Annotated in this window: 21 protein-coding genes, 1 tRNA gene, 1 pseudogene and 1 riboswitch; of the genes and pseudogenes, 14 read left to right on the top strand and 9 right to left on the bottom strand. The window is 71.4% G+C overall.

Going from position 1 to position 22,334, the window contains the following annotated elements:
* Nucleotides 1–25 precede the first annotated feature (25 nt).
* Nucleotides 26–679 (bottom strand): GNAT family N-acetyltransferase, encoded by a 654-nt coding sequence (locus O9K63_RS14650; RefSeq protein WP_277239013.1) that lies wholly within the window; start codon nucleotides 677–679, stop codon nucleotides 26–28.
* On the bottom strand, nucleotides 676–2,040 hold the full coding sequence (locus O9K63_RS14645; protein ID WP_277239011.1) for a UTP--glucose-1-phosphate uridylyltransferase: 1,365 nt from the start codon (nucleotides 2,038–2,040) through the stop codon (nucleotides 676–678). The genes O9K63_RS14650 and O9K63_RS14645 overlap by 4 nt, the downstream gene beginning before the upstream one ends.
* Nucleotides 2,041–2,098: 58 nt before the next feature.
* On the opposite strand from O9K63_RS14645, the gene O9K63_RS14640 reads away from it, so the two are divergent.
* Nucleotides 2,099–2,707: a 5-formyltetrahydrofolate cyclo-ligase gene (locus tag O9K63_RS14640; protein ID WP_277239010.1), complete on the top strand. Its 609-nt coding sequence runs from the start codon at nucleotides 2,099–2,101 to the stop codon at nucleotides 2,705–2,707.
* On the opposite strand, the gene O9K63_RS14635 is transcribed toward O9K63_RS14640, so the two are convergent.
* Nucleotides 2,704–5,280 carry a penicillin acylase family protein gene (locus tag O9K63_RS14635; RefSeq protein ID WP_277239008.1) on the bottom strand — a complete coding sequence of 859 codons (2,577 nt, stop codon included), beginning with the start codon at nucleotides 5,278–5,280 and terminating at the stop codon, nucleotides 2,704–2,706. The two genes, O9K63_RS14640 and O9K63_RS14635, sit on opposite strands and share 4 nt — an antisense overlap.
* Before the next feature lie 43 nt (nucleotides 5,281–5,323).
* Between O9K63_RS14635 and O9K63_RS16810 the strand changes: the two are divergent.
* A pseudogene (locus O9K63_RS16810) lies at nucleotides 5,324–5,464 on the top strand (FmdB family zinc ribbon protein); the annotation flags it as partial.
* Between the two features lie 14 nt (nucleotides 5,465–5,478).
* Here O9K63_RS16810 and O9K63_RS16805 read toward each other — a convergent pair.
* Nucleotides 5,479–5,640 carry a hypothetical protein gene (locus tag O9K63_RS16805; RefSeq protein WP_346771054.1) on the bottom strand — a complete coding sequence of 54 codons (162 nt, stop codon included), beginning with the start codon at nucleotides 5,638–5,640 and terminating at the stop codon, nucleotides 5,479–5,481.
* Nucleotides 5,641–5,723: 83 nt separating this feature from the next.
* Here O9K63_RS16805 and O9K63_RS14625 point away from each other — a divergent pair, with 83 nt between their 5' ends.
* Both O9K63_RS14625 and mscL read left to right on the top strand, forming a co-directional pair.
* The gene (locus tag O9K63_RS14625; RefSeq protein WP_277239005.1) at nucleotides 5,724–6,155 is read left to right on the top strand and encodes a hypothetical protein; all 432 of its coding nucleotides are present in this window, start codon (nucleotides 5,724–5,726) and stop codon (nucleotides 6,153–6,155) included.
* A 106-nt stretch (nucleotides 6,156–6,261) separates the two neighbouring features.
* Nucleotides 6,262–6,633: a large conductance mechanosensitive channel protein MscL gene (mscL, locus tag O9K63_RS14620; RefSeq protein ID WP_277239003.1), complete on the top strand. Its 372-nt coding sequence runs from the start codon at nucleotides 6,262–6,264 to the stop codon at nucleotides 6,631–6,633.
* A gap of 99 nt (nucleotides 6,634–6,732) precedes the next feature.
* Here the strand turns inward: mscL and O9K63_RS14615 are convergent, their stop codons facing one another.
* Nucleotides 6,733–7,164: an Lrp/AsnC family transcriptional regulator gene (locus tag O9K63_RS14615; protein WP_277239002.1), complete on the bottom strand. Its 432-nt coding sequence runs from the start codon at nucleotides 7,162–7,164 to the stop codon at nucleotides 6,733–6,735.
* 142 nt (nucleotides 7,165–7,306) lie between these two features.
* Here O9K63_RS14615 and O9K63_RS14610 point away from each other — a divergent pair, with 142 nt between their 5' ends.
* On the top strand, nucleotides 7,307–8,329 hold the full coding sequence (locus tag O9K63_RS14610) for an ornithine cyclodeaminase (protein ID WP_277239001.1): 1,023 nt from the start codon (nucleotides 7,307–7,309) through the stop codon (nucleotides 8,327–8,329).
* Entirely contained in the window at nucleotides 8,326–9,318 is a 993-nt protein-coding gene (gene ctlX, locus O9K63_RS14605; RefSeq protein ID WP_277238999.1) for a citrulline utilization hydrolase CtlX, read from the top strand. Before O9K63_RS14610 ends, ctlX begins: the two co-directional genes overlap by 4 nt.
* 3 nt (nucleotides 9,319–9,321) lie before the next feature.
* On the opposite strand, the gene O9K63_RS14600 is transcribed toward ctlX, so the two are convergent.
* Complete coding sequence (locus tag O9K63_RS14600) at nucleotides 9,322–9,501, bottom strand: hypothetical protein (protein ID WP_277238997.1); 180 nt, start codon at nucleotides 9,499–9,501, stop codon at nucleotides 9,322–9,324.
* Nucleotides 9,494–13,135 (bottom strand): DUF4011 domain-containing protein, encoded by a 3,642-nt coding sequence (locus O9K63_RS14595; protein ID WP_277238995.1) that lies wholly within the window; start codon nucleotides 13,133–13,135, stop codon nucleotides 9,494–9,496. Before O9K63_RS14595 ends, O9K63_RS14600 begins: the two co-directional genes overlap by 8 nt.
* A 176-nt stretch (nucleotides 13,136–13,311) precedes the next feature.
* On the opposite strand from O9K63_RS14595, the gene O9K63_RS14590 reads away from it, so the two are divergent.
* Nucleotides 13,312–13,383 (top strand) — tRNA-Arg (locus O9K63_RS14590).
* A gap of 98 nt (nucleotides 13,384–13,481) precedes the next feature.
* On the opposite strand, the gene O9K63_RS14585 is transcribed toward O9K63_RS14590, so the two are convergent.
* Nucleotides 13,482–14,222, bottom strand: coding sequence for a dienelactone hydrolase family protein (locus O9K63_RS14585; protein WP_277238993.1), 741 nt, complete (start codon nucleotides 14,220–14,222; stop codon nucleotides 13,482–13,484).
* 158 nt (nucleotides 14,223–14,380) lie between these two features.
* Here O9K63_RS14585 and O9K63_RS14580 point away from each other — a divergent pair, with 158 nt between their 5' ends.
* The 7 genes from O9K63_RS14580 to mnhG all read left to right on the top strand — a co-directional run bounded on the left by O9K63_RS14580 (nucleotide 14,381) and on the right by mnhG (nucleotide 20,901).
* Nucleotides 14,381–14,719, top strand: a complete 339-nt coding sequence (locus O9K63_RS14580; protein WP_277242334.1) for a DUF1801 domain-containing protein — start codon at nucleotides 14,381–14,383, stop codon at nucleotides 14,717–14,719.
* A 97-nt stretch (nucleotides 14,720–14,816) separates the two neighbouring features.
* On the top strand, nucleotides 14,817–17,639 hold the full coding sequence (locus O9K63_RS14575; RefSeq protein ID WP_277238991.1) for a Na+/H+ antiporter subunit A: 2,823 nt from the start codon (nucleotides 14,817–14,819) through the stop codon (nucleotides 17,637–17,639).
* Nucleotides 17,636–18,079 carry a Na(+)/H(+) antiporter subunit C gene (locus tag O9K63_RS14570; RefSeq protein WP_277238989.1) on the top strand — a complete coding sequence of 148 codons (444 nt, stop codon included), beginning with the start codon at nucleotides 17,636–17,638 and terminating at the stop codon, nucleotides 18,077–18,079. Before O9K63_RS14575 ends, O9K63_RS14570 begins: the two co-directional genes overlap by 4 nt.
* The gene (locus O9K63_RS14565) at nucleotides 18,076–19,710 is read left to right on the top strand and encodes a Na+/H+ antiporter subunit D (protein ID WP_277238987.1); all 1,635 of its coding nucleotides are present in this window, start codon (nucleotides 18,076–18,078) and stop codon (nucleotides 19,708–19,710) included. The genes O9K63_RS14570 and O9K63_RS14565 overlap by 4 nt, the downstream gene beginning before the upstream one ends.
* Nucleotides 19,707–20,288, top strand: coding sequence for a Na+/H+ antiporter subunit E (locus O9K63_RS14560; RefSeq protein ID WP_277238985.1), 582 nt, complete (start codon nucleotides 19,707–19,709; stop codon nucleotides 20,286–20,288). Before O9K63_RS14565 ends, O9K63_RS14560 begins: the two co-directional genes overlap by 4 nt.
* The gene (locus tag O9K63_RS14555) at nucleotides 20,285–20,551 is read left to right on the top strand and encodes a monovalent cation/H+ antiporter complex subunit F (RefSeq protein ID WP_277238983.1); all 267 of its coding nucleotides are present in this window, start codon (nucleotides 20,285–20,287) and stop codon (nucleotides 20,549–20,551) included. Before O9K63_RS14560 ends, O9K63_RS14555 begins: the two co-directional genes overlap by 4 nt.
* Nucleotides 20,548–20,901, top strand: coding sequence for a monovalent cation/H(+) antiporter subunit G (mnhG, locus tag O9K63_RS14550; protein WP_277238981.1), 354 nt, complete (start codon nucleotides 20,548–20,550; stop codon nucleotides 20,899–20,901). Before O9K63_RS14555 ends, mnhG begins: the two co-directional genes overlap by 4 nt.
* Nucleotides 20,902–21,181: 280 nt before the next feature.
* Here the strand turns inward: mnhG and O9K63_RS14545 are convergent, their stop codons facing one another.
* Entirely contained in the window at nucleotides 21,182–22,060 is an 879-nt protein-coding gene (locus tag O9K63_RS14545; protein ID WP_277238979.1) for a C40 family peptidase, read from the bottom strand.
* Between the two features lies 1 nt (nucleotide 22,061).
* Nucleotides 22,062–22,235, bottom strand: a riboswitch (cyclic di-AMP (ydaO/yuaA leader).
* Between the last annotated feature and the right edge of the window lie 99 nt (nucleotides 22,236–22,334).

Below are 22,334 nucleotides of genomic sequence, written 5' to 3'. Positions count from 1 at the left end.
AGGAAGTCACGCAGCGTGGCGCAAGTTACTCGGTGTGTCGCGTTTGTGACTGCTGATATTCATGTGACAGACGTGCCATCAGTCCTCCCCGGCCGACTTCCTCCGCCACGACGGCGAACGAGCGGTGGTCTCGCCAGCTGCCGCCGATGTGCAGGTAGGAGCGTCTGGTGCCCTCATCACGCATCCCGAGCTTGGCCGCGACCGCCAGGCTCGCGGTGTTGTCAGGGATGATCTCGAGCTGGATGCGGTGCAGCGCACGGCCCTTCGGGTCCATCAGGTGGTCGCCGAGCATCGCGACAGCGGTGGGTGCGATCCAGCGTCCGGCGGCCTCCCGCCCGACCCAGTACCCGAGGCTGCCCGACCGCAGTGCGCCCTCGACGATGCCGCTGGCGGAGACCATCCCGACGATCTCGCCCCCGACGACGATCACCAGACTCAGCCCCGTGCCCGACCTGGCCTCACGGGCCAGCGCGCGCACGTAGCCGGAGAAGTCCCGTCCGAGGTCCCGGCGCGGCCGTCCGCCCGGCGGGACCGTCGGGTCCCACGGCGACAACCAGGAGGCGTTGCGCGAGCGCAGGTCGAGGAAGGCGCGGCGGTCCCCCCTTCGCAGCGGACGCAGGACCACCGGCTCACCCTGCGGGGTGGCCCCGGTGAGGACGGTCTCCCGACGTCGGGTCACCGCACGGGCAGCTCGGTGCGGCCGGTCAGGCGCGCACCGGCGTCGACCTGCGCCGGCTCGGCGGCGACGACCTCCACGTCACCGACGGCCGTGACGTCCGCGCCGAAGGTGACGTCCCCCTCGACGGCGAGCGAGGTGCACTCGCGCAGGGACGGCGGGCCGTGGGGGAAGCGCTCGTCGAAGTCGGAGATGAGCTTGTAGTGGCCGTCGAGGGAGATCCGCGGCTCGGCGTGCTCGATCCGGGAGACGATCCGGGACTGCTCGTCGAGCTCGAAGACGTCGGAGCGCAGCAGGAGCAGCTCGTTGGTGGTCTTCACCGGCCGGAAGCGCGTGCGCGGCACCCGCAACGCGACGCTCCCCTCGAAGGCCTCGACCGCGGTGCCCATCGCCGACTCGATCTGGATGACCGGCGGGCTGTCCTTGCGTCGGGGGTCGACGTTCTTGCGGTTGACGATGATCGGCAGCCCGAGCACCCCGTCGCGCTCACGCATCAGCTCGTCGAGCTCGTCCAGCCCCACCCACAGGTTGTTGGTGTTGAACCACTGGTGGCGGCTGGTGTCCTGGAAGAGCTCCTGCTCCTCGTCGGCCACCATCGCCGACTCACGCAGGATGATCCGCCCGTCGGACCTGCGCACGGCGACGTGCCCGCCCTTGCGGTCGTTCAGGGTCCGCTCGGCGACCTCGGCGGCGAAGGGGATGCCTTCCGCGAGCAGCCACGCGGCGATGTCGGGATCGCAGGTGGCGCCGAGGTTGTCGGCATTGGAGATGAAGGCGTACCGGTACCCCGCCTCGCGCATCTGCTGGAGGAGCCCGGAGGCGGCGAGCGAGACGTAGACGTCGCCGTGGCCCGGCGGGCACCACTCGAGCGAGGGGTCCTCCGGCCAGGAGACCGGCGCCAGGGTCTCGGCGTCGAGCTTGGGCTCCATGCTCTGCAGGAAGTCCAGCGGCAGGTCCTGCTGGGCCAGCTGGGGGTAGCGCTCGAGGATGCCCAGCGAGTCCGTGCGGGTGCGGGGCGTGTTCATCAGCACCAGCGGCGGGCGGGAGCCGTAGCGCTCCTCGAGGCCGACCAGCTGGCGGGCGATCACGTCCAGGAAGGTCAACCCGTCGCGGGCGACGAGCGCGGACTTCGCGCCGCTCATCCCCATGCTCGTGCCGAGCCCGCCGTTGAGCTTGACCACGGCGACCTTGGCGAGCGCCGCCCGGCGCTCCTCGTCGTCGACCTCGATGGCGGCCAGCTCGGGCACGTCGACGAGCGGCTCGATCGTCTCCTCGGGGATCGTTCCCTGCGCGCCGTCCGCGAGCTGCTGCCAGTAGTCCTCGAAGACCGCGATCGCCCGCGGATCGATCCCGCGCTCGGTCATCGTACGAACAGCCTCATCACGACCCTCGACTCCCATGGCGCCACCTTACGATGCCGTCATGGACCTCGCCGAGGAGACGAAGGGAGAGACCCGCCGCCGCCTGCGGGCGCACCGACGCCGGCTGGTCGCCTCCCGTGATCTCGGCGCCGACGCCGAGGCAATCGCGGCGGCGATCACCGGGGCCACCCCCCTTCGAGGCTCGGGCCCGGAGGCCCCTCGCGCCTCAGGGAACGGGAGAGGCGCACGCACCGTCCTGTCGTACGAGTCGCTCCCCCACGAGCCGCCGACGACGCGGCTCAACGCGGCGCTGCAGGCCGCAGGTCACCGGGTGCTCGTGCCGATCACACTCCCGGACATGCGGCTGGACTGGTGCGACCCGACCGATCCCGGACGCACCCCGCTGGGTGTCGACTCGCCCGCCAACGCCGACCTGGCCGTCATCCCGGCGTTGGCCGTCGACACGACCGGCACGCGTCTGGGCCAGGGCGGCGGCTGCTACGACCGGGTGCTGCCGATGCTCCCGGCCGGCACGCCGGTCCTCGTGCTGCTCCACCCGGGCGAGCACACCACCCGGGCGCTGCCGCGGGACGCGCACGACGTCCCGGTGACCACCGTCGTCACCGCCGGCGGGGTCACCGGCGCGACCGACCCCCTTCCGCCCGGCTAGTCCTCCTCCGGCTCGAGCGTGAGGGTGTCCTCGGTCGCCCGGACGACCGCCTCCCGGCTGGAGGGCCACGCGTAGGTGCGCCCCTCGAGCCACGCGTCGACCTGGTCGTCGTAGTGGCCGCTGAGGGGGTGGCCGGAGTTGCCGGTCTGGTTCACCCACCGGGACTCGTCGAGGTCACCGAGGTCGACGATCATCCGCATCGACGGCGCGGCGGTGACGGCGAACCCCTCGGAGGCGTCCCAAGCCATCGCGTTGACCGTCGAGGAGCTGCCGCCGACGGGGTGGGGCCCGGAGTTGACCAGTGAGCGGATCGGGCCGGGGAGGCCCTCGCCGCCCAGGACCTGGTGGGCGAAGGTCACGCCGTGCAGGTGGCCCCACTCCCAGCCCTCCGGGTCCTTGCCCATCCTGCTGGTCAGCTCCAGGCGGGCCTCGACGAGCGCCTTCCGCAGCACCTCGTCGCGGTTCTCGACGATGCCGGGGGTCGTGCGGTTGTCCCACCACTGGCTCGACGGGTTCTCCAGCAGGCCCTCGATGGCCAACCAGTACTGCGAGCTCCCGGCCGCCTGCAGCTCCGCGGGCAGGTCGTCGTTGAAGGTGATCTCGACGACCTGGCGCCACACCGAGTTGAAGTACGCGGCGGCCGCGGAGCTCTCGCCGTCACCGGCCAGCTGGCTGCGGTCCCACGTGCGCAGCAGGTCCTGCCCGTCGCGCGTGAAGTCGTCGACCTCGACCTCCAGCAGGGCGGGGACCAGCGCGTCGGCGAGCCCGTTGTGGGTGTCGAGCTGGATGCGGGCCATCTTCTCCGGGGAGACCTTCTCCTCGCTCGTGAGCAGGTCCGCGATGCGTTGCGAGCGGTAGCCCATGTCCCACTCCGTGGTGAGGAAGGGCGTGCGGCTCGGCGTGACCTGCTGGTTGGCGGTGACGATGTAGCCGTCGTCCGGGTTGAGCACCCACGGCATGTCCTTGAAGGGGACGTACCCGTCCCAGTCGTAGTCGGAGTCCCAGCCCGGGGCCGGCGACCAGCCGGGCGGGTCGTTCCCGATGCCCTTGCGGATGGGGATCCGCCCCGGCGCCTGGTAGCCGATGTTGCCCTCGGTGTCGGCGTAGACGAGGTTCTGGCTCGGGACGGCGAAGTCCTGCGCCGCGGCGCGGAACTCCTCGAAGTTCGTCGCGGAGTTCAGCCCCAGGATCGCGTCGCCGGTCGCGCTCGGGGTCAGCGCCGTCCAGGCGAGGGAGACCGCGTAGCTGGTCGTGGCGCGACCCTCGACGTCGACGTCCTGTCCCGCGGCCGCGGCGGCGGGGACGACGTCGGACAGGATCGGACCGTGGCCCGTGGAGCGGACGGTGATCTCCACGTCCTCGCCCCCGGCGACCTCGATCGTCTCGGTGCGGGTCTCCAGCGGCTGGAGCTCGCCGTCGCGCAGGTACTCCCCGTCGGTGACCTGCTCGAGGTAGAAGTCGGTGACGTCGGGGCCCAGGTTGGTGAAGCCCCAGGCGATGGACTGGTTGTGGCCGATGACGACGCCCGGCACCCCGGAGAAGGTGTACCCGGAGACGTCGATCGGGCAGGCGTCGCCGACGTCCCGGCAGTGCAGGCCCATCTGGTACCAGATGCCCGGCATGCTCACGCCCAGGTGCGGGTCGTTGGCGAGCAGCGGTTGACCGGTCGTGGAGCGCTCCCCGTCGACCACCCACGAGTTGGAGCCGATCCCCTGCCCCTTGCCCAGCAGTGCAGGGATCGCGTCGATCGCCGCCGCGGTGTCGGCCACTGCGGAGCGGGCCTGCGGCGTCGAGGCCGGCCTGTCCGATGACGGCGAGGAGGCGGCGAACGACGGGGGTCGTGCCCCCTTCGCCCGCCACTCCTGGCCGGAGAGGATCGGCGCATGGCGGTCGGTCGGGTACTTCGGGTAGAGCTGCTCGATCATCGGCGTGGCGACCTTGCCGTCGAGGGCGGCACGGGTCAGCTCGCCGTCGTAGTTGCCGCGCAGGTCCCAGGCCATGGCCTTCAGCCAGGCGAGGGAGTCGACCGGGGTCCAGTCCTCGACGCTGTACTCCGGGAGGGAGAGGGCCAGGACCGAGTACTCCATGCCCATGGCGGCGGTCGAGCCCTTGTCGTCCAGCCATGCGTTGACCCCCTCGGCGAAGGAGTCGAGGGCCTGCCGGGTCTCCGGCGCGAGCAGGGGCAGCTCCTGCTCGGCGACCCGGCGCCAGCCCATGGTGCGGATGACCTTGTCGGTCTCGACACCCGGCTCGCCGACGAGCTCGGCCAGGCGCCCGGCGGTCACGTGGCGACGCATGTCCATCTCGAAGAAGCGGTCCTGCGCCTGCACGTACCCCTGCGCGCGCATGAGGTCGCCCATCGTGTCGGCGTAGATGTGCGGGATCCCCCGCTCGTCGCGCCGTACCTCGACCTCGCCGTCGAGGCCCGGGACCTCGATGGTCCCCGTCGTCTGCGGGAGCGGACGCCGGGCCTGACCGACGACGACGACCGCCAGCACGACGGCGGCGACGACCACGAGCCCGACGAGGGCGAGCAGTGCGCGGCGGAGTCTCCGGACGGTGATCGTGGTCACGGTGTGAGCGTAAGCCAGAGACCGGCATATACTCAGCGGCGAAATGCCTACTTATGCCTATGCCTGCACCGAGTGCGGCCACCAGTTCGATGTCGTTCAGTCCTTCAGCGAGGACTCGCTGACGACCTGCCCCGAGTGCTCTGGCCGTCTGCGCAAGCAGTTCAACGCGGTCGGGGTCGTCTTCAAGGGCGGCGGGTTCTACAAGAACGACTCGCGCTCGGACGCCGGCTCGTCCCGCCCGTCCGGCTCCTCGAGCGAGACGAACGGCTCGTCGGGCGACTCCTCGAGCTCGTCGTCCAGCGACTCCTCCGGCTCCGGGTCCTCCTCGTCGAGCTCCTCCTCGGGCAGCGGTTCGTCCACAAGCTCGACCACCTCGAGCGCCGCCTCCACCACGAGCTGACGCGCGCGGCCGGGTCGACCGTCGCCCTCCTAGCGTCGGCGGCATGGCCACCTCGCGTCTCGCCGCCCACCTGCCCTCCCTCTTCGGGCCCTCCCGGCGCGCCGCCTGGCGGTTGTCGCTCGTGCGCCGCGGCCTCGCTGCCGGCGCGCTCCTGCTCGCGCTGCACCTGGCCGTCGGCGCGGCCCGCCCCCCGTCGGCCTCCCCGGGGCCGCGCTCGGTGAGCGGACCGGCGGTGACCCTGTCGCTGGCCGCCCCGGCCGGTCACCTCGACCCCGGCGACACCGTGGGCGTCTACCTGCCCGGGCGGGCCCGGCCCGTGGTCACCGGCGCGACGATCCTGGCCGCATCCACGTCCGCGGGCGCTGCGCCGACGGTGCGGGTCGCCGTGCCGGCCGACCATCTGGGGGAGCTCGTGCAGGAAATGACGCCGGAGACCGGCGGGCGCTCGGGTTTCGTCGTGGTCCGGGAGGGGTGAGTGCAGCGACACGCCTGCTGGGAGCGCACCGGGAGCACTTCTGGGTCACAATCCTTGCAGGTTGACCCTCGGTCAGCATCCATACCCACCTACTGCGGAGGTACCCATGAAGGGCTTCAAGGAGTTCCTGCTCCGGGGCAATCTCGTCGAGATCGCGACCGGTCTGATCATCGCCACGGCATTCGCCACCGTCGTCGCGGCATTCACCAACCTGCTGCTCGAGATCATCGGCAAGCTCACGGGCGGGGCCGACTTCAACTTCGACGAGATGGAGATCCTCGGCTTCCAGACCGTCGGCCCCTTCCTCACCGCGCTCGTCGCCTTCATCATCATGGCCGCAGCGGTGTACTTCGGTGTCATCAAGCCCTACACCGCGATGCGCGAGCGCTACTTCATGAAGGAGGAGGAGGAGGCCGTGGAGGAGCAGGTCATCCTGCTGCGCGAGATCCGCGACTCGCTCAAGACCGACCGCGCCTGACCCGGTCCCCGTACAAGCAGGGGGTCGGTCACCATTCGGTGACCGACCTCCTTCGCGTGTGCCGCCCTGTCCACTCGCAACTGCTTAGGCTCTTGCGGGTCACCGGACGACGGAGCTGAGCAGCAGGCTGGTCTCGCTGTTGACGATCCCGGGGATGCCGCGCATCCGACGCAGCAGGTCGTCGAAGGCGGCCAGGTCCCCGCAGGACATCTCGGCGACGAGGTCCCAGCCGCCGTTGGTCGTGTGCAGCGCCTGGATCTCGGGGAAACCGCGCAGCTCGCGGATCACGCGGTCGGTCGTGCGGCCCTCGACCTCGATGGAACACACGGCGCGGACCTCGGAGGCCTCGGCAGGGTCGCGCACGCGCACCGTGAAGCCGACGATGACGCCGTGGGCGGTGAGCTTGTCGATGCGCGCGGTCACCGTCGCCCGGGAGACCCCGAGCTGCTCGGCCAGGGCCGAGATGGGTGCACGACCGTCCGTGCGCAGGGCCGAGATGAGGCGCTTGTCGAGGTCCGTCGGGCGGTACATGCACACAATGCTAATTCAGCCCTTGCAAAATGGGCACTCATCGTACACAAGGCGAACACTTCTGCTCTTTCGCCTGCAGAACGAGAGTTCTAGCCTGATGACGACGGGTGGGAGACCCCTGCCGATCGACGAAGGAGAGACCATGACGCAGTTCCTCGATGTGCCCAACATGAGCCGTTGGATCCAGCGCGACGGCGCGGAGAACGTCCTCGGCACGATGACCCGGTACGTCGAGGAGGACTTCGCCCGCTGGGCCAGCTTCGACAAGACGCCGCGCATCGCCAGCCACACCCCCTTCGGCGTCATCGAGCTCATGCCGACCTCGGACAACGTCACCTACTCCTTCAAGTACGTCAACGGCCACCCGCTCAACCCGAGCCGCGGCTTCCAGACCGTGACCGCCTTCGGCATGCTGGCCGACGTCGACAACGGCTACCCGGTCTTCCTCTCGGAGATGACCCTGCTGACCGCGTTGCGCACCGCCGCGACGTCGGCGCTCACCGGTCGGGTCCTCGCCCGTCCCGACTCGCGGGTCATGGCCCTCATCGGCACCGGGTCGCAGGCGGAGTTCCAGTCGCTGGCCTTCCGCGCGGCCAGTGGGATCGAGGACCTGCAGATCTTCGACACCGACCCCGCCGCGATGGCCAAGCTGCGCCGCAACCTCGAGCCGCTCGGCTTCCGGATCACCGAGGCCGCCTCGACCGCCGAGGCCGTTCGTGGCGCCGACATCATCACCACCTGCACGGCCGACAAGCAGATGGCGACCATCCTGACCGACGACATGGTCGAGCCGGGCGTGCACATCAACGCCATCGGTGGCGACTGCCCCGGCAAGACCGAGCTCGAGGCACAGATCCTCACTCGCTCCCGGGTCTTCGTCGAGTACCCGCCGCAGACCCGCATCGAGGGCGAGATCCAGCAGATGGACCCCGACTTCCCGGTCGTGGAGTTCTGGCAGGTGCTCACCGGCCAGGCCGAGGGCCGCACCTCGGCGCAGGAGATCACCGTCTTCGACTCGGTTGGCTTCGCCATCGCCGACTTCGCCGCACTGCGCTGCGCCCGCGACGCGACCGCAGACCTGCAGACGACGATCGACCTCGTCGCCGATCCGCAGGACCCCAAGGACCTCTTCTCCCTGGTCAACTCGCTCAAGCCGGTGGGATGAGCAGCGCCACCGAGATCCGCACGACCCCCCTACCCACGGTCACGCCGACGGCGAGCGTCCAGGCCCCGGCCCGGGTCGTCCTCGTGCGGCCCCGCCACTTCACGCCGAACCCGATGACGGCCGGGGACAACGCCTTCCAGTCCCTCCTCGCCGAGGACCCCCGGGTGGTCGCCGCACGGGCCCACGGCGAGGTCACCGCGCTGGCGCGGGCCCTCTCCGGTGCCGGCGTCGGGGTGTCGGTCTTCGACGACCGCACGACGCACACGCCCGACAGCGTCTTCCCGAACAACTGGTTCTCCACCCACCCGGACGGGTCCGTGGCGCTGTACCCGATGTATGCCACGAACCGGCGCACCGAGCGCCGGGCCGACATCATCGAGGACCTCAAGCGCACCTTCGTCGTGCGACGGGTCATCGACTACTCCGCCGCCGAGTACGAGGAGCAGTTCCTCGAGGGGACGGGCGCGATGGTCCTCGACCACGACGCGCGCCTGGCCTACGCGTGCCGGTCCAACCGGCTCTCGCCCGAGCTGCTCGCGGACTTCTGCGCCGACCACGACTACGACCCGGTGCTCTTCGACGCCGTCGACGGGCGGGGCGTGCCGGTCTACCACACCAACGTGCTGATGTCGGTGGGCACGCGTCTCGCCCTCATCGGGTCCGGGATGATCCCGGATCGCGAGCAGCGCGAGACCGTGCTGCGCCGTCTGCACGAGTCGGGCAAGACCGTCGTCGAGCTCACCCCGGAGCAGGTCCACCGCTTCGCCGGCAACTGCATCGAGCTGACCGGGCGTCGGCGTCACCTGGGCGACCCCGACCGGGTCCTGGCGATGTCGACCACGGCGGCCGACTCCCTTCGCCCGGACCAGCTGGCGCTCATCCGACGCTCCTGCCGGGTGCTGACCGCGTCGATCCCGACGATCGAGAGCGCCGGCGGGTCGGTGCGCTGCATGATCGCGGGCAACCACCTGCGGCCCCGCGTGCGCTGAGCCCTACTCGTAGTGCGGCGGCCGCTGCTCCTGCAGCCAGCGGTCGTTGGCGTCCTCGTCCGCCGGGACCTCGCCCCAGCCACGGTCGGTGTCGTCGCTCGTCTGGTCCGTCCGCGGACGGCGCGCCCGCCGCACCGTCCGCGGGCGCTGCTCCGGCTCGGCGGGCGTCTCCTCGTCACCCATGCTGCTCATCCTCCTCGATCGCCTCGCGCACGGCACGCTGCACCTGCGCCTCCTGGCGTGCGGGGTCGGCGAAGATCTCCACCGTCCACAGCCGCAGGTGGTGCCAGCCCAGGTCGACGAGGCGCTCGACGAGGATCCGGTCGCGCTGCCGGGTGGAGGCCAGTCCCGCGTAGCCGGGCCCGTCCACGTCGACGGCGACGAGCATCCGGGAGGAGTCGCGCGGGTCGGCGATGGCGATGTCGATGCGGTGGTCGCCCTCGCCGACGTCGGTGTGGACGACGAGGCCGCTGGCACGCAGCCGCTCGACGAACCCGGCGAGCAGGGGGCTGAGCTCCTCGGCGGAGGACTCGGTCGTGGCCTCGCCCTCCTCGATGCTCGTGAGGAGGGTCCGCAGCGCACGGTGGCCGGCTTGGTCGGGCTTGTCCTTGAAGTCGTTCGGGGAGAATGTCGTGACCCAGGTGGCAGCACGGCGGGCGCGGGTCGCGGCGAGCAGCACGAGCTGCTCTCCCAGCGGACCACTGAGCGCCCCGAGGCGGTTGATGACCGCGCCCTGTGGGGTGCGGCCGAAGCCGACGGAGACGATGGTGCGGTCGCGCTGCTCCCGCTGCCAGCGGTCGGCAGGCTTGGCGATGAGCGGCTCGTGGAGGGCCGCGGCTGTCGCTGCCAGTGACCGGTCCGAGGCGAGGAGCTCGGCGATGGCGTGGGTGATCTCGTCGGCGTGGCGCCGGCCGAAGGTGACGATGCCGAGCGAGTGGCGCGGGTGCTGCTGCAGGTGGGCGCGCACGAGCGTGAGCACCGTCTCGACCTCCGAGGGCGTGGTCTCGACCAGCCCGGTCCGCTCGTCGAGGACGCCCCTGCCGTCGACGTGGACCACGCGCACGTCCTCGCGCTCCCGCGGGGTCGGCGGGTGCACGACCTCACCGGCCGCGGAGTCACCCAGGCGGGGGGCCACCCGCGGGCGCGGGTAGGCGCTCTCGCGCAGGGTCTGCGACGGCAGCACCTCTGCGGCGAGGTCGGCGAGGGACTGCTTGGGCGCAGCGGGAGGGGCCACTCCCCCGTCGGCGCTCCACACCCTGGGTGGGAGCTGGCCACGGTCGCCGATGACGAGCAGCTGACTGCCGCGGGCGATGCCGGAGAGGGCTCGGGCCAGCGTGGTCCGGGAGGCGTCGTCGACGATGACGAGGTCGAAGCGCTCGCGCAGCGGCAGCACCTGGCCGACGACGAAGGGGGTCATGGCCCAGGCGGGCGCCACGGCCCGCAGCAGACCGCCCCAGCGCTCGACGACGGCGTGCCACGGCGGGCGGGGCAGCCGGCCCGCCTCGGCCTCGGCCACCTGGCGGGCGACGGACCGCATCCCGCGCCCGACCCGGTGGAAGTGCTCCCGCTGGCGGGTGGCGATGCGAGCGGCGTTGGCGCCCAGGCTCGCCCGGTCGGCCTCGACGAAGGTCCGCAGGGCCTCGTCGAGGCGGCCACCGGTGACCTTGCCGTACCGCTCGTCGCGGCTCGCCTCGGCGAGCACCGAGGCCCACCAGACGAATCGGACCTCGTCCCCGACGGCGGCGGGCTCGACGCGGCGGGCCGCCAGGTCCTCGATGAGGTCGCCCAGACCGCGGGCCCGCAGGTCATCGAGGTCGTCGATGACCTCGGGCACCGCCCGGGCTCCGGCGGCGTCCTTGGCGAGGTCGTCGAGGCGCCGGTGCAGTTCCTCCCACGGGGTGTCGAGCAGGTGGCCGCCGGCCGGGGTGTCGGCCAGCACGGCCCCCACGTGGGTCAGGTCCGCGTACACGCGCTCGTAGGCCCCGTGCGCCCGGTCGATGTCGGTCGGGATCCGCGGCCGGCCGCCTCCACCGGTCAGGCGCGACCAGCTGCGTCGCTGGGTGGCCGCGAGCGCCAGTGCGGCGTGCAGGTCGGTGGGCGGACGACCCGGGCGCAGCAGCTTTCCCGCCTGGTGGCGCAGGCGCAGTCGCTCGAAGACACCGAGGGGTTGGCCGTGCGCAGGCGTCCCGGCGGGTGCGGTCGCCGCGAGCAGGTCGTCCAGCGGGGTGTCGAAGATCTCCGGTCGGAAGACCTCGAGGGTGTCGCTGATCTCCTCGATGCCGGCGAGGAAGCGGCCGTAGTCGGCCGGGGAGGCCGCTCGGGGCTCGGCGATGTCCGCGAAGACCTCACGCAGGGTGGCGCGCAGGCGGGAGAGACTCCCTTCGCTGCCTCGCAGCCGCTCGACCGCGGCGAGGACGTCGTCGACGTCGTCCTGGGTGTGCAGGCGGGCGCCGGCCCACGGCTGCTCCTGGCGGCCCGGGCGCCACGCCCGGCGGGAGGCGACACCGGTGAGCTGGGTGACGATGGCGTCGCGGGCGGCGGGGTCGATCGCCTCGAGGACGGGTCCAGTGAGGCGGACACGCGAGCGCGGCGCCGGTCGCCGGGTCCCCAGGGTGACCATCGCGTCGTGGGCATCGGCGATGGACACGCCCCACGGCTCGCGCTTGGTGTGCGTCGCCTCGGTGTGTCCCTCGAGCAGCCGGGCGGCCTCGGCGGCCCGACGCCCCGGCGCGGTGAAGTGGCCCTCGCTCTCCGGCGGGCGGGCGGGCCAGCGGGCGGTGATGACGGAGGGGTCCACCTCGGCGGCGGGGTCGCTCACGTGGAGCAGCAGGTCGGACAGGCCCGAGCGCTCCAGCTCGGCGTGCACCCCGCGGATCGGGGCGGCCTTCTCGCTCAGGAGGAGGACGCTGCGACCGCGGGTGGTGGCGGCGGCGATCGTCGCGGCGACGAGGCGGGCCGCGCCGGTGCCGGGGGGTGCGTCGACGAAGAGGCTCTCCCCCGCCGCCACCCGGTCGAGGACGGCCTGCTGGTCGGCGGTCACGTCGCTGACGGCGGTGTCGGCCGTGCTCACCGGCTCACGCTGCGCGGTGAGCGGTCGCCCGGTGAGCAGTGCGCGAAGGGGGTCGGTCCGGGGCAGGCGGCCCGACTCGGCGAGTGCGGAGAGGTCGGCGAGTGCCTCGGCCTTGCCGTAGGGGAAGGCACCGATGACGATGCGCGGGGTGATGCGCAGCCCCGGCAGGTCGGCGCAGCGCTCCCCCAGCGCCTCGTAGACGGGCGTGGGGTTGAAGCCCGGTCCGTCGCCCCGGCCGAGGGCGACGAGGTCGTCCCCGCGCAGGTCGAGGTGCAGCGCGCCGCGCAGGTAGGTCAGCAGGGCCGGGTTGAGCTCGACGCGGTCGGCGAGGTCGAGCGCGAAGTCCGGGCCCGGCCGCAGGCGACGCAGGGCGGCACGGCGCAGCAGGATCGGCGCGATCGGCCGCTCCTCCTGGCCGGGGATGTCCCAGGAGGCCGTGCCCATGGCGAGGAAGCAGGTGTGCACACCGTGCTCCTCCGCGATCGCGTCGACGTGCTCGCTGAGGGAGCCGGCGGCCCGCTGGGCGCGCAGCAGGGCACCCGGCTCGCGCACGAGATCGGACAGGCGGGCGTCACGCCCGGAGAGCAGCATGGCCACACCGCCGGGATGGGCGCTGCTCAGGTCCACCACGTGCGGGTCCCGGGTGGGCCAGATCAGGGTGTTGGGCCCGCCGAGCTCCGTGAGCTCCCGGCGCAACGGGGTCAGTGCTGCCGGGACCGGGGCGGGGGTCGTCGGCTGCTCGGTCACGGGGGCAACGCTAACAACGACAGGGGGGATTCATCGGGAGGACCGGACCGGTGAGACGGGGCCTGCGCCGCAGCGGAACTGCTCGGTCGGTGACCGCGCCGTCCGCTTCGGCCCTCTCGCCGGTGCCGCGCAGCGCGCGTGGGGCAGTTACCCTGTCCGAGGCGCTTCGGCGTCGTGCCTCCGTAGCTCAGGGGAAGAGCACTTCTCTCCTAAAGAAGGTGTCGCTGGTTCGAATCCAGCCGGGGGCGCCGCTTGATACCGGGCTTGCTGAACTCCGAGGGCCTCCCCCAGGAGGCTGTTGGTCCGCATTTTGTCCGTGTCGTCCAATGGATCGGCCCTTCCCGGCCTACGAGGGGGCATCGCGGAGGTGCTCCGTGAAGAACACCGCGATGCGCCGACGAGCATCCTGCGTCGACACCTCGTCGTACCGCGTGCCTGAGACGCGGCCGAGGAAACGCAGGAAGAGCGTCTGGTCCTCGGGCGCATGGTCGTTCATGAATCCATGGCCGGCTCCCGGATAGATCTTCACATCGTGTGGCACGTCGAACTCGGTCAGCAGCCTGCCCAGCCGCTGACCGGCCCGAGCACCCAACGGGGACTTGTCGGCACCGCCGAAGCTCCCGACGACCGGGCAGGCCCGCGGCAACCAATCCCTGGCGTCCGAAGGGCAACCGCCGTAGTTCACCGCCGACGCATCGAACCCGTGGCCCTCGGCCAGGGCGATGGCGTATCCGCCACCCATGCAGAAACCGACCACGCCGACGACCCCCGTGCAGCCGTCGTGCTCTCGTAGCCACTGCCGCGCTGCCGCGATGTCGTCGAAGGTGCGACCACGGCGCGGACCGAGGTCACGCATGATCGTGCGCAGGCAGCGCAGCCGGCTGCCCCAGTAGTAGAGGTCCGGTGCGATCGCCAGGAAGCCTTCCGCTGCCAGCCAGTCGGCATGGTTGCGCAGGTCCTCACTCATCCCGGTGAAGTCGTGGATGACGACGACACCCGGCCACGGAGGCGGCGTCGTGGGCACCGCCGTGTACGCCGGCATCACTCCGGCCACGGTCGCGATCTCGATCTGCCCTCTCGTCTCCATGGCTCAGTGTTGGGGGTGACGACGGGCGCTGGCCAGAGGGCGGGCGCACTGGAACGCGGGGCGGCCCCGTGCCGGTTCGAATCCGGCAGCGCGGGTGGTCCTCCGACCCGCGTCGGCGGGACAATGGTCCTGGTCGACATGGAGGAGGAGTGAGCACGATGTTCACGAAGAAGGGCGACGCCGCGGTCCTCGACAAGCTCCGCGGGGCTCCTGCGCCCTATGCCGAGCTCGGCGAGCGACTGCACACCATCATCCGGGAGAGCGCGCCGTCGTTGGAGCCGATCGTCCGGTGGGGGCTGCCGTTCTACGTCAAGGACGGCCAGGACGTCTGCTACATCAAGCCGGACAAGGAGTACCTCGCGTTCGGCTTCGGTGAGGTCGTCAACCCCGCGCACGAGGAGGGGGCGCACATGCACCCGGTCGCGTGGACCATCACCTCGCTCGACGACGCGACCGAGTCGCGCATCCGCGCGCTCGTGGAGAAGGCGGCTTCCTGAGTCGCTCTGGGCCTGACCGCGGCGGGGGCGGAGCCGGAGCACGAGGCGCCGGCCGGTAAACTATGATCCCGTCCCCGGACCACCTCGAGAGGCCCTCGTGACCCTGCTGCTGCTCGCGCACTTCGTCGCGGCAGCGGTGGCGCCCGGACTGGCCAAGGTCATGGACCGGCGCTCCTTCCTGGTCCTGGCGCTCGTCCCGGGCGCGGCCTTCGCGTGGCTCCTGGCCCAGACCCCGCGCGTCGCCGACGGCGGTGTCATCACGGAGGACGTCGCGTGGGTGCCCTCCCTCGACATGGAGTTCGCCCTGCAGCTCGGGACGCTGCAGTGGCTGATGGGCCTGCTGGTCAGCGGCGTCGGAGCCCTCGCCCTGGTCTACTGCGCCTGGTACTTCCGCCGGGACGACCCCAGCCTCTGGCGCTTCACGAGCGTCTTCACGGCCTTCGCCGGCGCGATGTTCGGCCTCGTCCTCGCCGACAACCTGCTGGCGCTGTACGTCTTCTGGGAACTGACGACGATCTTCAGCTACACCCTCATCGGCCACAACCCGGTGCGCTCCGCGAACCGACGCTCGGCCACGCAGGCACTGCTCGTGACCACCTTCGGCGGGCTGGCGATGCTCGTCGGCACGATCACCCTCGGCGAGACCTCGAGCTACTCCATCCGCGAGATGCTCGCCGATCCCCCGCCGGCCGGCACCCTGACGACGATCGCGGTCGTGCTCGTCCTCGTCGGCGCCCTGACGAAGTCCGCCCAGATCCCCTTCCACTTCTGGCTGCCCGGTGCGATGGCCGCACCGACCCCGGTCAGCGCGTACCTGCACGCGGCATCGATGGTCAAGGCGGGCATCTACCTGATCCTGCTGCTGGCTCCGATCCTCGCCACCACGCCGGGCTGGCGCGTCCTGACCATCGGGCTGGGCATCGGCACGATGCTCATCGGTGGCTGGCGCGCGCTGCGGCAGGACGACATCAAGCTCCTGCTCGCCTACGGCACCGTCAGCCAGCTGGGCATGATGACCGCGCTGGCGGGTGTCGGCAGCAAGGCCGCGTCCCTCGCCGCGCTCGCGCTCGTCCTCTCGCACGCCCTGTTCAAGTCCACCCTCTTCTTCACCGTCGGCATCATCGACAAGGGGACCGGCACCCGTGACCTGACCGAGCTGCACGGGCTCGGCCGGCGCCTGCCGGTCCTGGCCACGACCGCGACCATCTCGGCGGCGTCGATGGCCGGCCTGCCGCCGTTCATCGGCTTCGTCGCCAAGGAGTCCTCACTGGCCGCCGCCGTCGAGTCCATCGCATCGCCGCTGGGCACCTGGGGTGGGCTCTTCCTGGTGATCGGGCTCGGCCTCGGTTCCACCCTGACCGCCGCCTACTCGGCTCGCTTCATCTGGGGTGCCTTCGTCACGAAGGCGACGACGGGCGCCGCCCCCAGCCCCACCCCCTTCGCCGCCTCGAACGCACTGCTCATCGCCCCGGTCGTCCTCGCGGCCCTCACCGTCGTCGAGGGCTTCATGGGCGGCTGGCTCACCGAGACCTTGGCCCCACACTTCTCGACGCTGCCCGGGAGCACACCGGAGAAGCTCGCGCTGTGGCACGGCTTCACCCCCGCCCTCGGCTTGTCCACCCTGGCCGTCGGCGGCGGTGCGCTCCTCTTCGTCTGGCGGGCCCCCTTCGCCCGCTTCCAGGACGCCCTCCCGCACGTCGTCGACGCCGAGCGCGTCTACCAGCGGGTCATGCGTGCCCTCGACCGCTTCGCCGTCGAGATCACCGCCCTCTCCCAGGGCGGGTCGCTGCCGACCTACCTCGGCACGATCTTCGGCGTCGTCATCCTCCTGCCCGGCGTCGTCGCCGCCACCACCCTGTCCGGCTCGTCGGTGCGGATCTGGGACAGCGTCACCCAGGCCATCGTCGCGTTCCTCATCATCGCCGCCACCATCCTCGCCGTCCGCTCGCGCAACCGCCTGCAGGCGATGATGTTCGTCGGGCTCACCGGGTACGGGCTGGCACTGCTCTTCCAGGTGCACGGCGCACCCGATCTGGCCCTGACGCAGATCCTCGTCGAGACCTTCTCGCTCGTGCTCTTCGTCCTCGTCCTGCGCAAGCTGCCCTCGGACTTCCGACGCCGCCCCCGCAGCACCCGCCACCCCTGGCGCCGGTACTGGCGCATGCTGCTCGCGGGTGGTCTCGGCGCGTCGGTGAGCATCCTGACCGTCGTCGCCGCCAACGCTCGTCTCGAGGCGCCGATCTCCAGGGCCTTCCCCGGGGAGGCCTACGACTTCGGCCACGGCCGCAACGTCGTCAACGTGACCCTCGTCGACATCCGCGCATGGGACACCCTCGGCGAGATCACCGTCCTCGTCGCGGCGGCCACCGGCATCGCCAGCCTCGTCTTCCTCCGCTCCCACGAGATCGAGCGCACCTGGACGCGCCGCGGCGACTACGAGAAGACGGTCGCCTCGACCGTGTCCCGCGAGCGTCGCTCGGTCATCCTCGAGACCGCGACGCGACTGGTCTTCCACGTGATGATCGCGCTGTCGCTGTACCTGCTCTTCGCTGGCCACAACCAGTCCGGTGGCGGCTTCGCCGGAGGCCTCACGCTCGGGCTCGCACTGCTCGCCCGGTACCTCGCCGGAGGACGCTACGAGCTCGACCACGCCGCACCCGTGGGCGCCGGCGCCGTGCTCGGAGCCGGCCTGGCGGTGTCGGCCGTCGCCGCGCTGCTCCCCCTCGCCTTCGGCGGGACCGTCCTCCAGTCGTACGTCATCGACGTCACCCTGCCCGTCTGGGGCGACGTCAAGTTCGTCACCGCGCTGGTCTTCGACATCGGCGTCTACCTGATCGTCACCGGCCTCGCGCTCGACGTCGTGCGCTCCCTCGGAGCCGGCGTGGACCGCCACACCGAGGAGGACCAGATCGCCGCATGAATGCCATCGAGCCCAGCCTCACCCTCGTCGTCGTCGGCGGATTCCTCGTCGCCGCCGGTGCGTACCTGCTCCTCGAGCGTGCCCTGACCCAGGTCCTGCTCGGCATCGTGCTCGCCAGCAACGGCGTCGCCACCTTGTACCTCGTGGCCTCCGGCCCGGCGAAGGGGGCGCCCTTCGTCGGCGCGCGCCCTCCGGACGAGATGAGCGACCCCCTCCCGCAGGCGATGGTCCTCACCGCGATCGTCATCGCCCTGGCATCGGTTGCCTTCGTGCTGTCGCTGGCCTACCGGCAGTGGCGCATCACCGGCAGCGACGACGTGCCCGACGACGCCGAGGACGAGCTGATCAAGCGGCTCGCCGAGCGTGACCAGACGTCGAGCACCTACGACCCGGACACCCAGTCCACGACCGAGGCAGAAGAGGAGGACGCCACCGCATGAGCATGGTCAACGTCCTCCCCCTGCCGGTGCTGCTCCCGCTGCTCGGCGCCGCCCTGACCCTCGTGGCCCGCCGCTCCCAACGGGCCCAGGTCGCCATCAGCCTGATCGTCCTCACCGCCTGCCTCGGCGTCGCGATCCTGCTGATGTGGCACACGCACACCGAGGGGGCGATGGCCCTGTGGCTCGGTGCCTGGCAGGAGCCGCTGGGCATCGCCCTGGTCGCCGACCGGCTCTCGGCGCTGATGCTGCTCGTCAGCAGCTTCGTCATCCTGACCGTGCTGGTCTTCGCCATCGGGCAGGGAGTCGCCGATGGTGACGAGGACTCGCCGCTGGCGATCTACTTCCCCACCTATCTCGTCCTCTCGGCCGGCGTGTCCAACGCCTTCCTCGCCGGGGACCTGTTCAACCTCTTCGTCAGCTTCGAGATGCTGCTCTTCGCCTCCTTCGTGCTGCTCACCCTCGGGGGCAGCGGCACGCGGATCCGCGCGGGGACCACCTACGTCATCGTCTCGATGGTCTCCTCCTTCCTCTTCCTCGTCGCCATCGCCGGCGTCTACGCGGCCGCCGGCACGGTCAACCTCGCCCAGCTGTCCCTCCGGCTCCCCGAGATCGACTCGACCGTGGCGCTGGCCCTGCAGCTGATGCTCCTCACCGTCTTCGGGATCAAGGCCGCGATCTTCCCGATGTCGGCGTGGTTGCCGGACAGCTACCCCTCCGCGTCCGCGCCGGTGAGCGCGGTCTTCGCCGGGCTGCTGACCAAGGTCGGCGTCTACGCGATCATCCGCACCCAGTTCCTCCTCTTCCCCGACTCCCCGCTCACCACGCTGATCATGGGCGCCGGTCTGGTGACCATGCTCGTCGGCGTCCTGGGGGCAGTGGCCCAGCCGGGCATCAAGCGAATGCTCTCCTTCACCCTCGTCAGCCACATCGGGTACATGCTCTTCGGCATCGGGCTGGCCACCGAGGCGGGCCTGTCGGCCGCGGTCTTCTACATCGCCCACCACATCACCGTGCAGACCGCGCTCTTCCTCATCGCCGGCCTGATCGAGCGCGCCGGCGGATCGACGATCATCGACCGGCTCGGCGGGCTGGCCGCCGGGGCCCCGATCGTGGCCTTCCTCTTCTTCGTCCCCGCGATGAACCTTGCCGGCATCCCCCCGTTCTCCGGCTTCGTCGGCAAGGTCGCACTCATCCAGAGCGGTGTCGACGTCGGCGGGGCGACGGCGTGGCTGCTCGTCACCGGATCGGTCGTCACCTCGCTGCTGACCCTCTACGCCATCGCCAAGACGTGGAGCTACGCCTTCTGGCGACCGCGGAATGAGGGCGCCGACCACCACACGCTCGAGATGCCGGCGCTCACCCCCTCCTGGGGGCGACTCAGCGACGCCATCGGCGCCACGGTGGCTGCGCAGCGCCCCCAGACGCCGATCACACCCCCGACCAAACCGGTCGCGGTGCGTCGCGACATGCCACCCGCGATGCTCGGCGGGGCGACGGCCGTGGTCGCCTTCAGCATCGGGCTCGCCGTCTTCGCCGGGCCCCTCTTCCGCTACACGGATGCGGCCGCCGAGCAGATGATCAGCCGCGACTCCTACGTCGGGGTCGTGCTGCCGCAGGAGGAGCGACGATGACCCCCGGTCGGATCCGTCAACGCATCTCCTCCCGCGCCCGTGGCGGGTTCCAGCCACGCGCCATCATCGCGCTGGCCGTCATCTGGGTCCTGCTGTGGGACCGGATCACCGTCGGCAACGCCGTCAACGGTCTGATCATCGGTGCGGTGATCACCCAGATCTTCCCGCTGCCGTCGATCCAGTACTTCGGTCGGATCCACCCCTGGCCCCTGGTCGTGCTCACGACTCGCTTCTTCATCGACCTCGTCAGCGCGGCGATCGAGGTCAGCATCGCCACGCTCGACCGTCACCCGCCCAGGGGCGGGTCGATCGTCGAGGTGCAGCTGCGGGTGCGCAACGAGCTGTACATGACGATCATCTCCGCGCTGGTCTCGCTGGTCCCCGGGTCGATCGTCGTCGAGGCTCGCCGCACGGCCAACGTCCTCTACGTCCACGGCTTCCACGTCACCACCCCCGAGGGGCTCGAGGACCTGCGCGAGGACGTCCTCGCGGTCGAGACCCGCGTCGTGCGCGCCCTCGGGTCCCCGGAGGAGCTGGCGGCCGTCATGGGCGAGACCACCGCCAAGGAGGACGCATGAACATCATCCTCGGCCTCGCCATGGGGCTGCTCCTCGCCGCGTCCGGCCTGACCCTGACCCGCGTCGCCCTCGGCCCGACCAACCTCGACCGGGCCCTGTGCCTCGACGTCATCATCGTCATCGTCACCGGCATCCTCGCCACCCAGATCGTGCGCAGCGGGGACGCGGCGGCCTTGCCGATCCTCGTCGTCTTCAGTCTCACCGGCTTCGTCGGCTCGGTGTCCGTGGCCCGCTTCATGGGCCGGAAGGAGGACGTGGAATGACCTGGACCACCCTCTTCGACATCGCCGGGGCGATCTCGCTGCTGCTCGGCGCGCTGCTCGCCTTCATCGGCGCCGTCGGCCTGGTCCGCCTGCCCGACCTCTTCGCCCGGATGCACTCCGCGACGAAGCCGCAGACCCTCGGACTGCTGCTGATCCTGCTGGGACTGGCCCTGACGGTGCGCACCTGGGCCGCCGTGGCCACGCTGCTCATCGTCATCGGCGCCCAGGGCCTGACCGCCCCCGTCGCCGCCCACATGCTCGGCCGCTCGGGCTACCGCAGTGGCGTCACCGAGGACGACCTCCTGCACATCGACGAGCTCGGCGAGGCGTACCGCCGCATGCAGCGGTGATCTCGGAGTGGTCGAAGGGAGCAACCGCCACGTCAGGTCGTCAGCTGGTGCGACTTCCGCATCGCACGAGGTGACCACCTGATCCGAGCGGACGAAGGGAAGGGGTCGCCCGACTCAGGCCGACGTCCGCACCGTGCATCGGTGCGGGGACGCAACCGGTCGTGCGGACGTCGCGCCAAGGGCGATCGCTTTCCTTCGTCCGCGCTGGCGTCCGGTCACCCCGGGACATGACGAAGGGGGCGAAGGGAGAGTCTCCCTTCGTCCCCTTCGCTGAGGTCGATCAGACGCGGCCGTAGCCGGAGACGCCGCTGAAGACCGGTCGGATGCTGACGGACTTGCCGCTGCGCGGGGAGTCGATCATCATCCCGTCACCGACGTAGATGCCCATGTGGTACGCGGGCGCGCCGAAGAAGACGAGGTCGCCCGGCTGCGGGTCGGACACCGGGGTGGCCATCTGACGCTGCGCCTCGGTCGTGCGCGGGAGGGAGATCCCCGCCTTGCCGAAGACGTACTGGGTGAAGCCGGAGCAGTCGAAGCCGGAGGGGGTGCTGCCGCCGTAGACGTAGGGCGTGCCGATGTACTGCTTGGCGATGTCGATGACGCCACCGGAGGACGGGGCGGGCGCAGCCGGGGCACTCGGCTCGGACGAGGCCTGCGCCGGGGCCTGACGCTCCTGCGAGCGGCTCGGGGCCGACTCCTGGCGCTCCTCGGCCTGCTCCTGGGCAGCCTGCTCGGCAGCAGCCTCCTGCTCACGCTCCGCGGCCTCGCGCTCAGCGGCGCGCTCCGCACGCTCGCGCAGCTCCGCCTCGGTGGGGCCGGTCGGCTTGGCGACGGGCTCGACGGCGACCTTGCCGAAGGACTTGGTGGCCTTCTCGGAGGCCTTCGCCGCGGGGGCGGTCACGGCCGCGGTCTGCTCGAGCGCCGTGGCGGCCCGGTCGGAGGCGTTGGCCTGCACGGCGCTGACGGCCTGCGGCGCGGGCTCCGTGTCGACGGGGCTCGCCTGCGCGGGGATGGCGATCGCGGCCACGAGGCCACCGGAGGCGGCGACGACGGCCGATCCCTTGGCCAGCGGCGTGCCGGCGTCGGTGATGATCTGGCCGAGCTCGGTGGCCGGGTTGTAGCGACCGGGGGCGCGGTGGCGCCCGACGTTGTGGGACACAGTTGTCTACCTCTCCCGCCTACGAGGTCAGCTGTCGGGTTCGGGCCAGAGGTGCGGCCCGGCCCCGTGGCGGCGGATCACCGTGGTGACCCGTCTCCGCGGGACTTCACCCCGAGGAGCATCTGCGATGCCCCGGTGTGGGTCCCCCGCTCCTGCCAAGCGGTGTTCGTCAAAGCCCGTCAGTCGCGGTGGCAGGACTCGGCGCCGCTCGACGGATCCGCCCAGGGGAGGCGGACGCCCCGACCGTACATGGAGATCACGGGGATGTCACGCC

Origin of the sequence: Janibacter cremeus (assembly GCF_029395675.1) — a bacterium.
Classification (GTDB): Bacteria; Actinomycetota; Actinomycetes; order Actinomycetales; family Dermatophilaceae; genus Janibacter; species Janibacter cremeus_A.
Note: the sequence above shows the minus strand (reverse complement) of the source record. Positions and strands in the feature narration are given on the sequence as shown.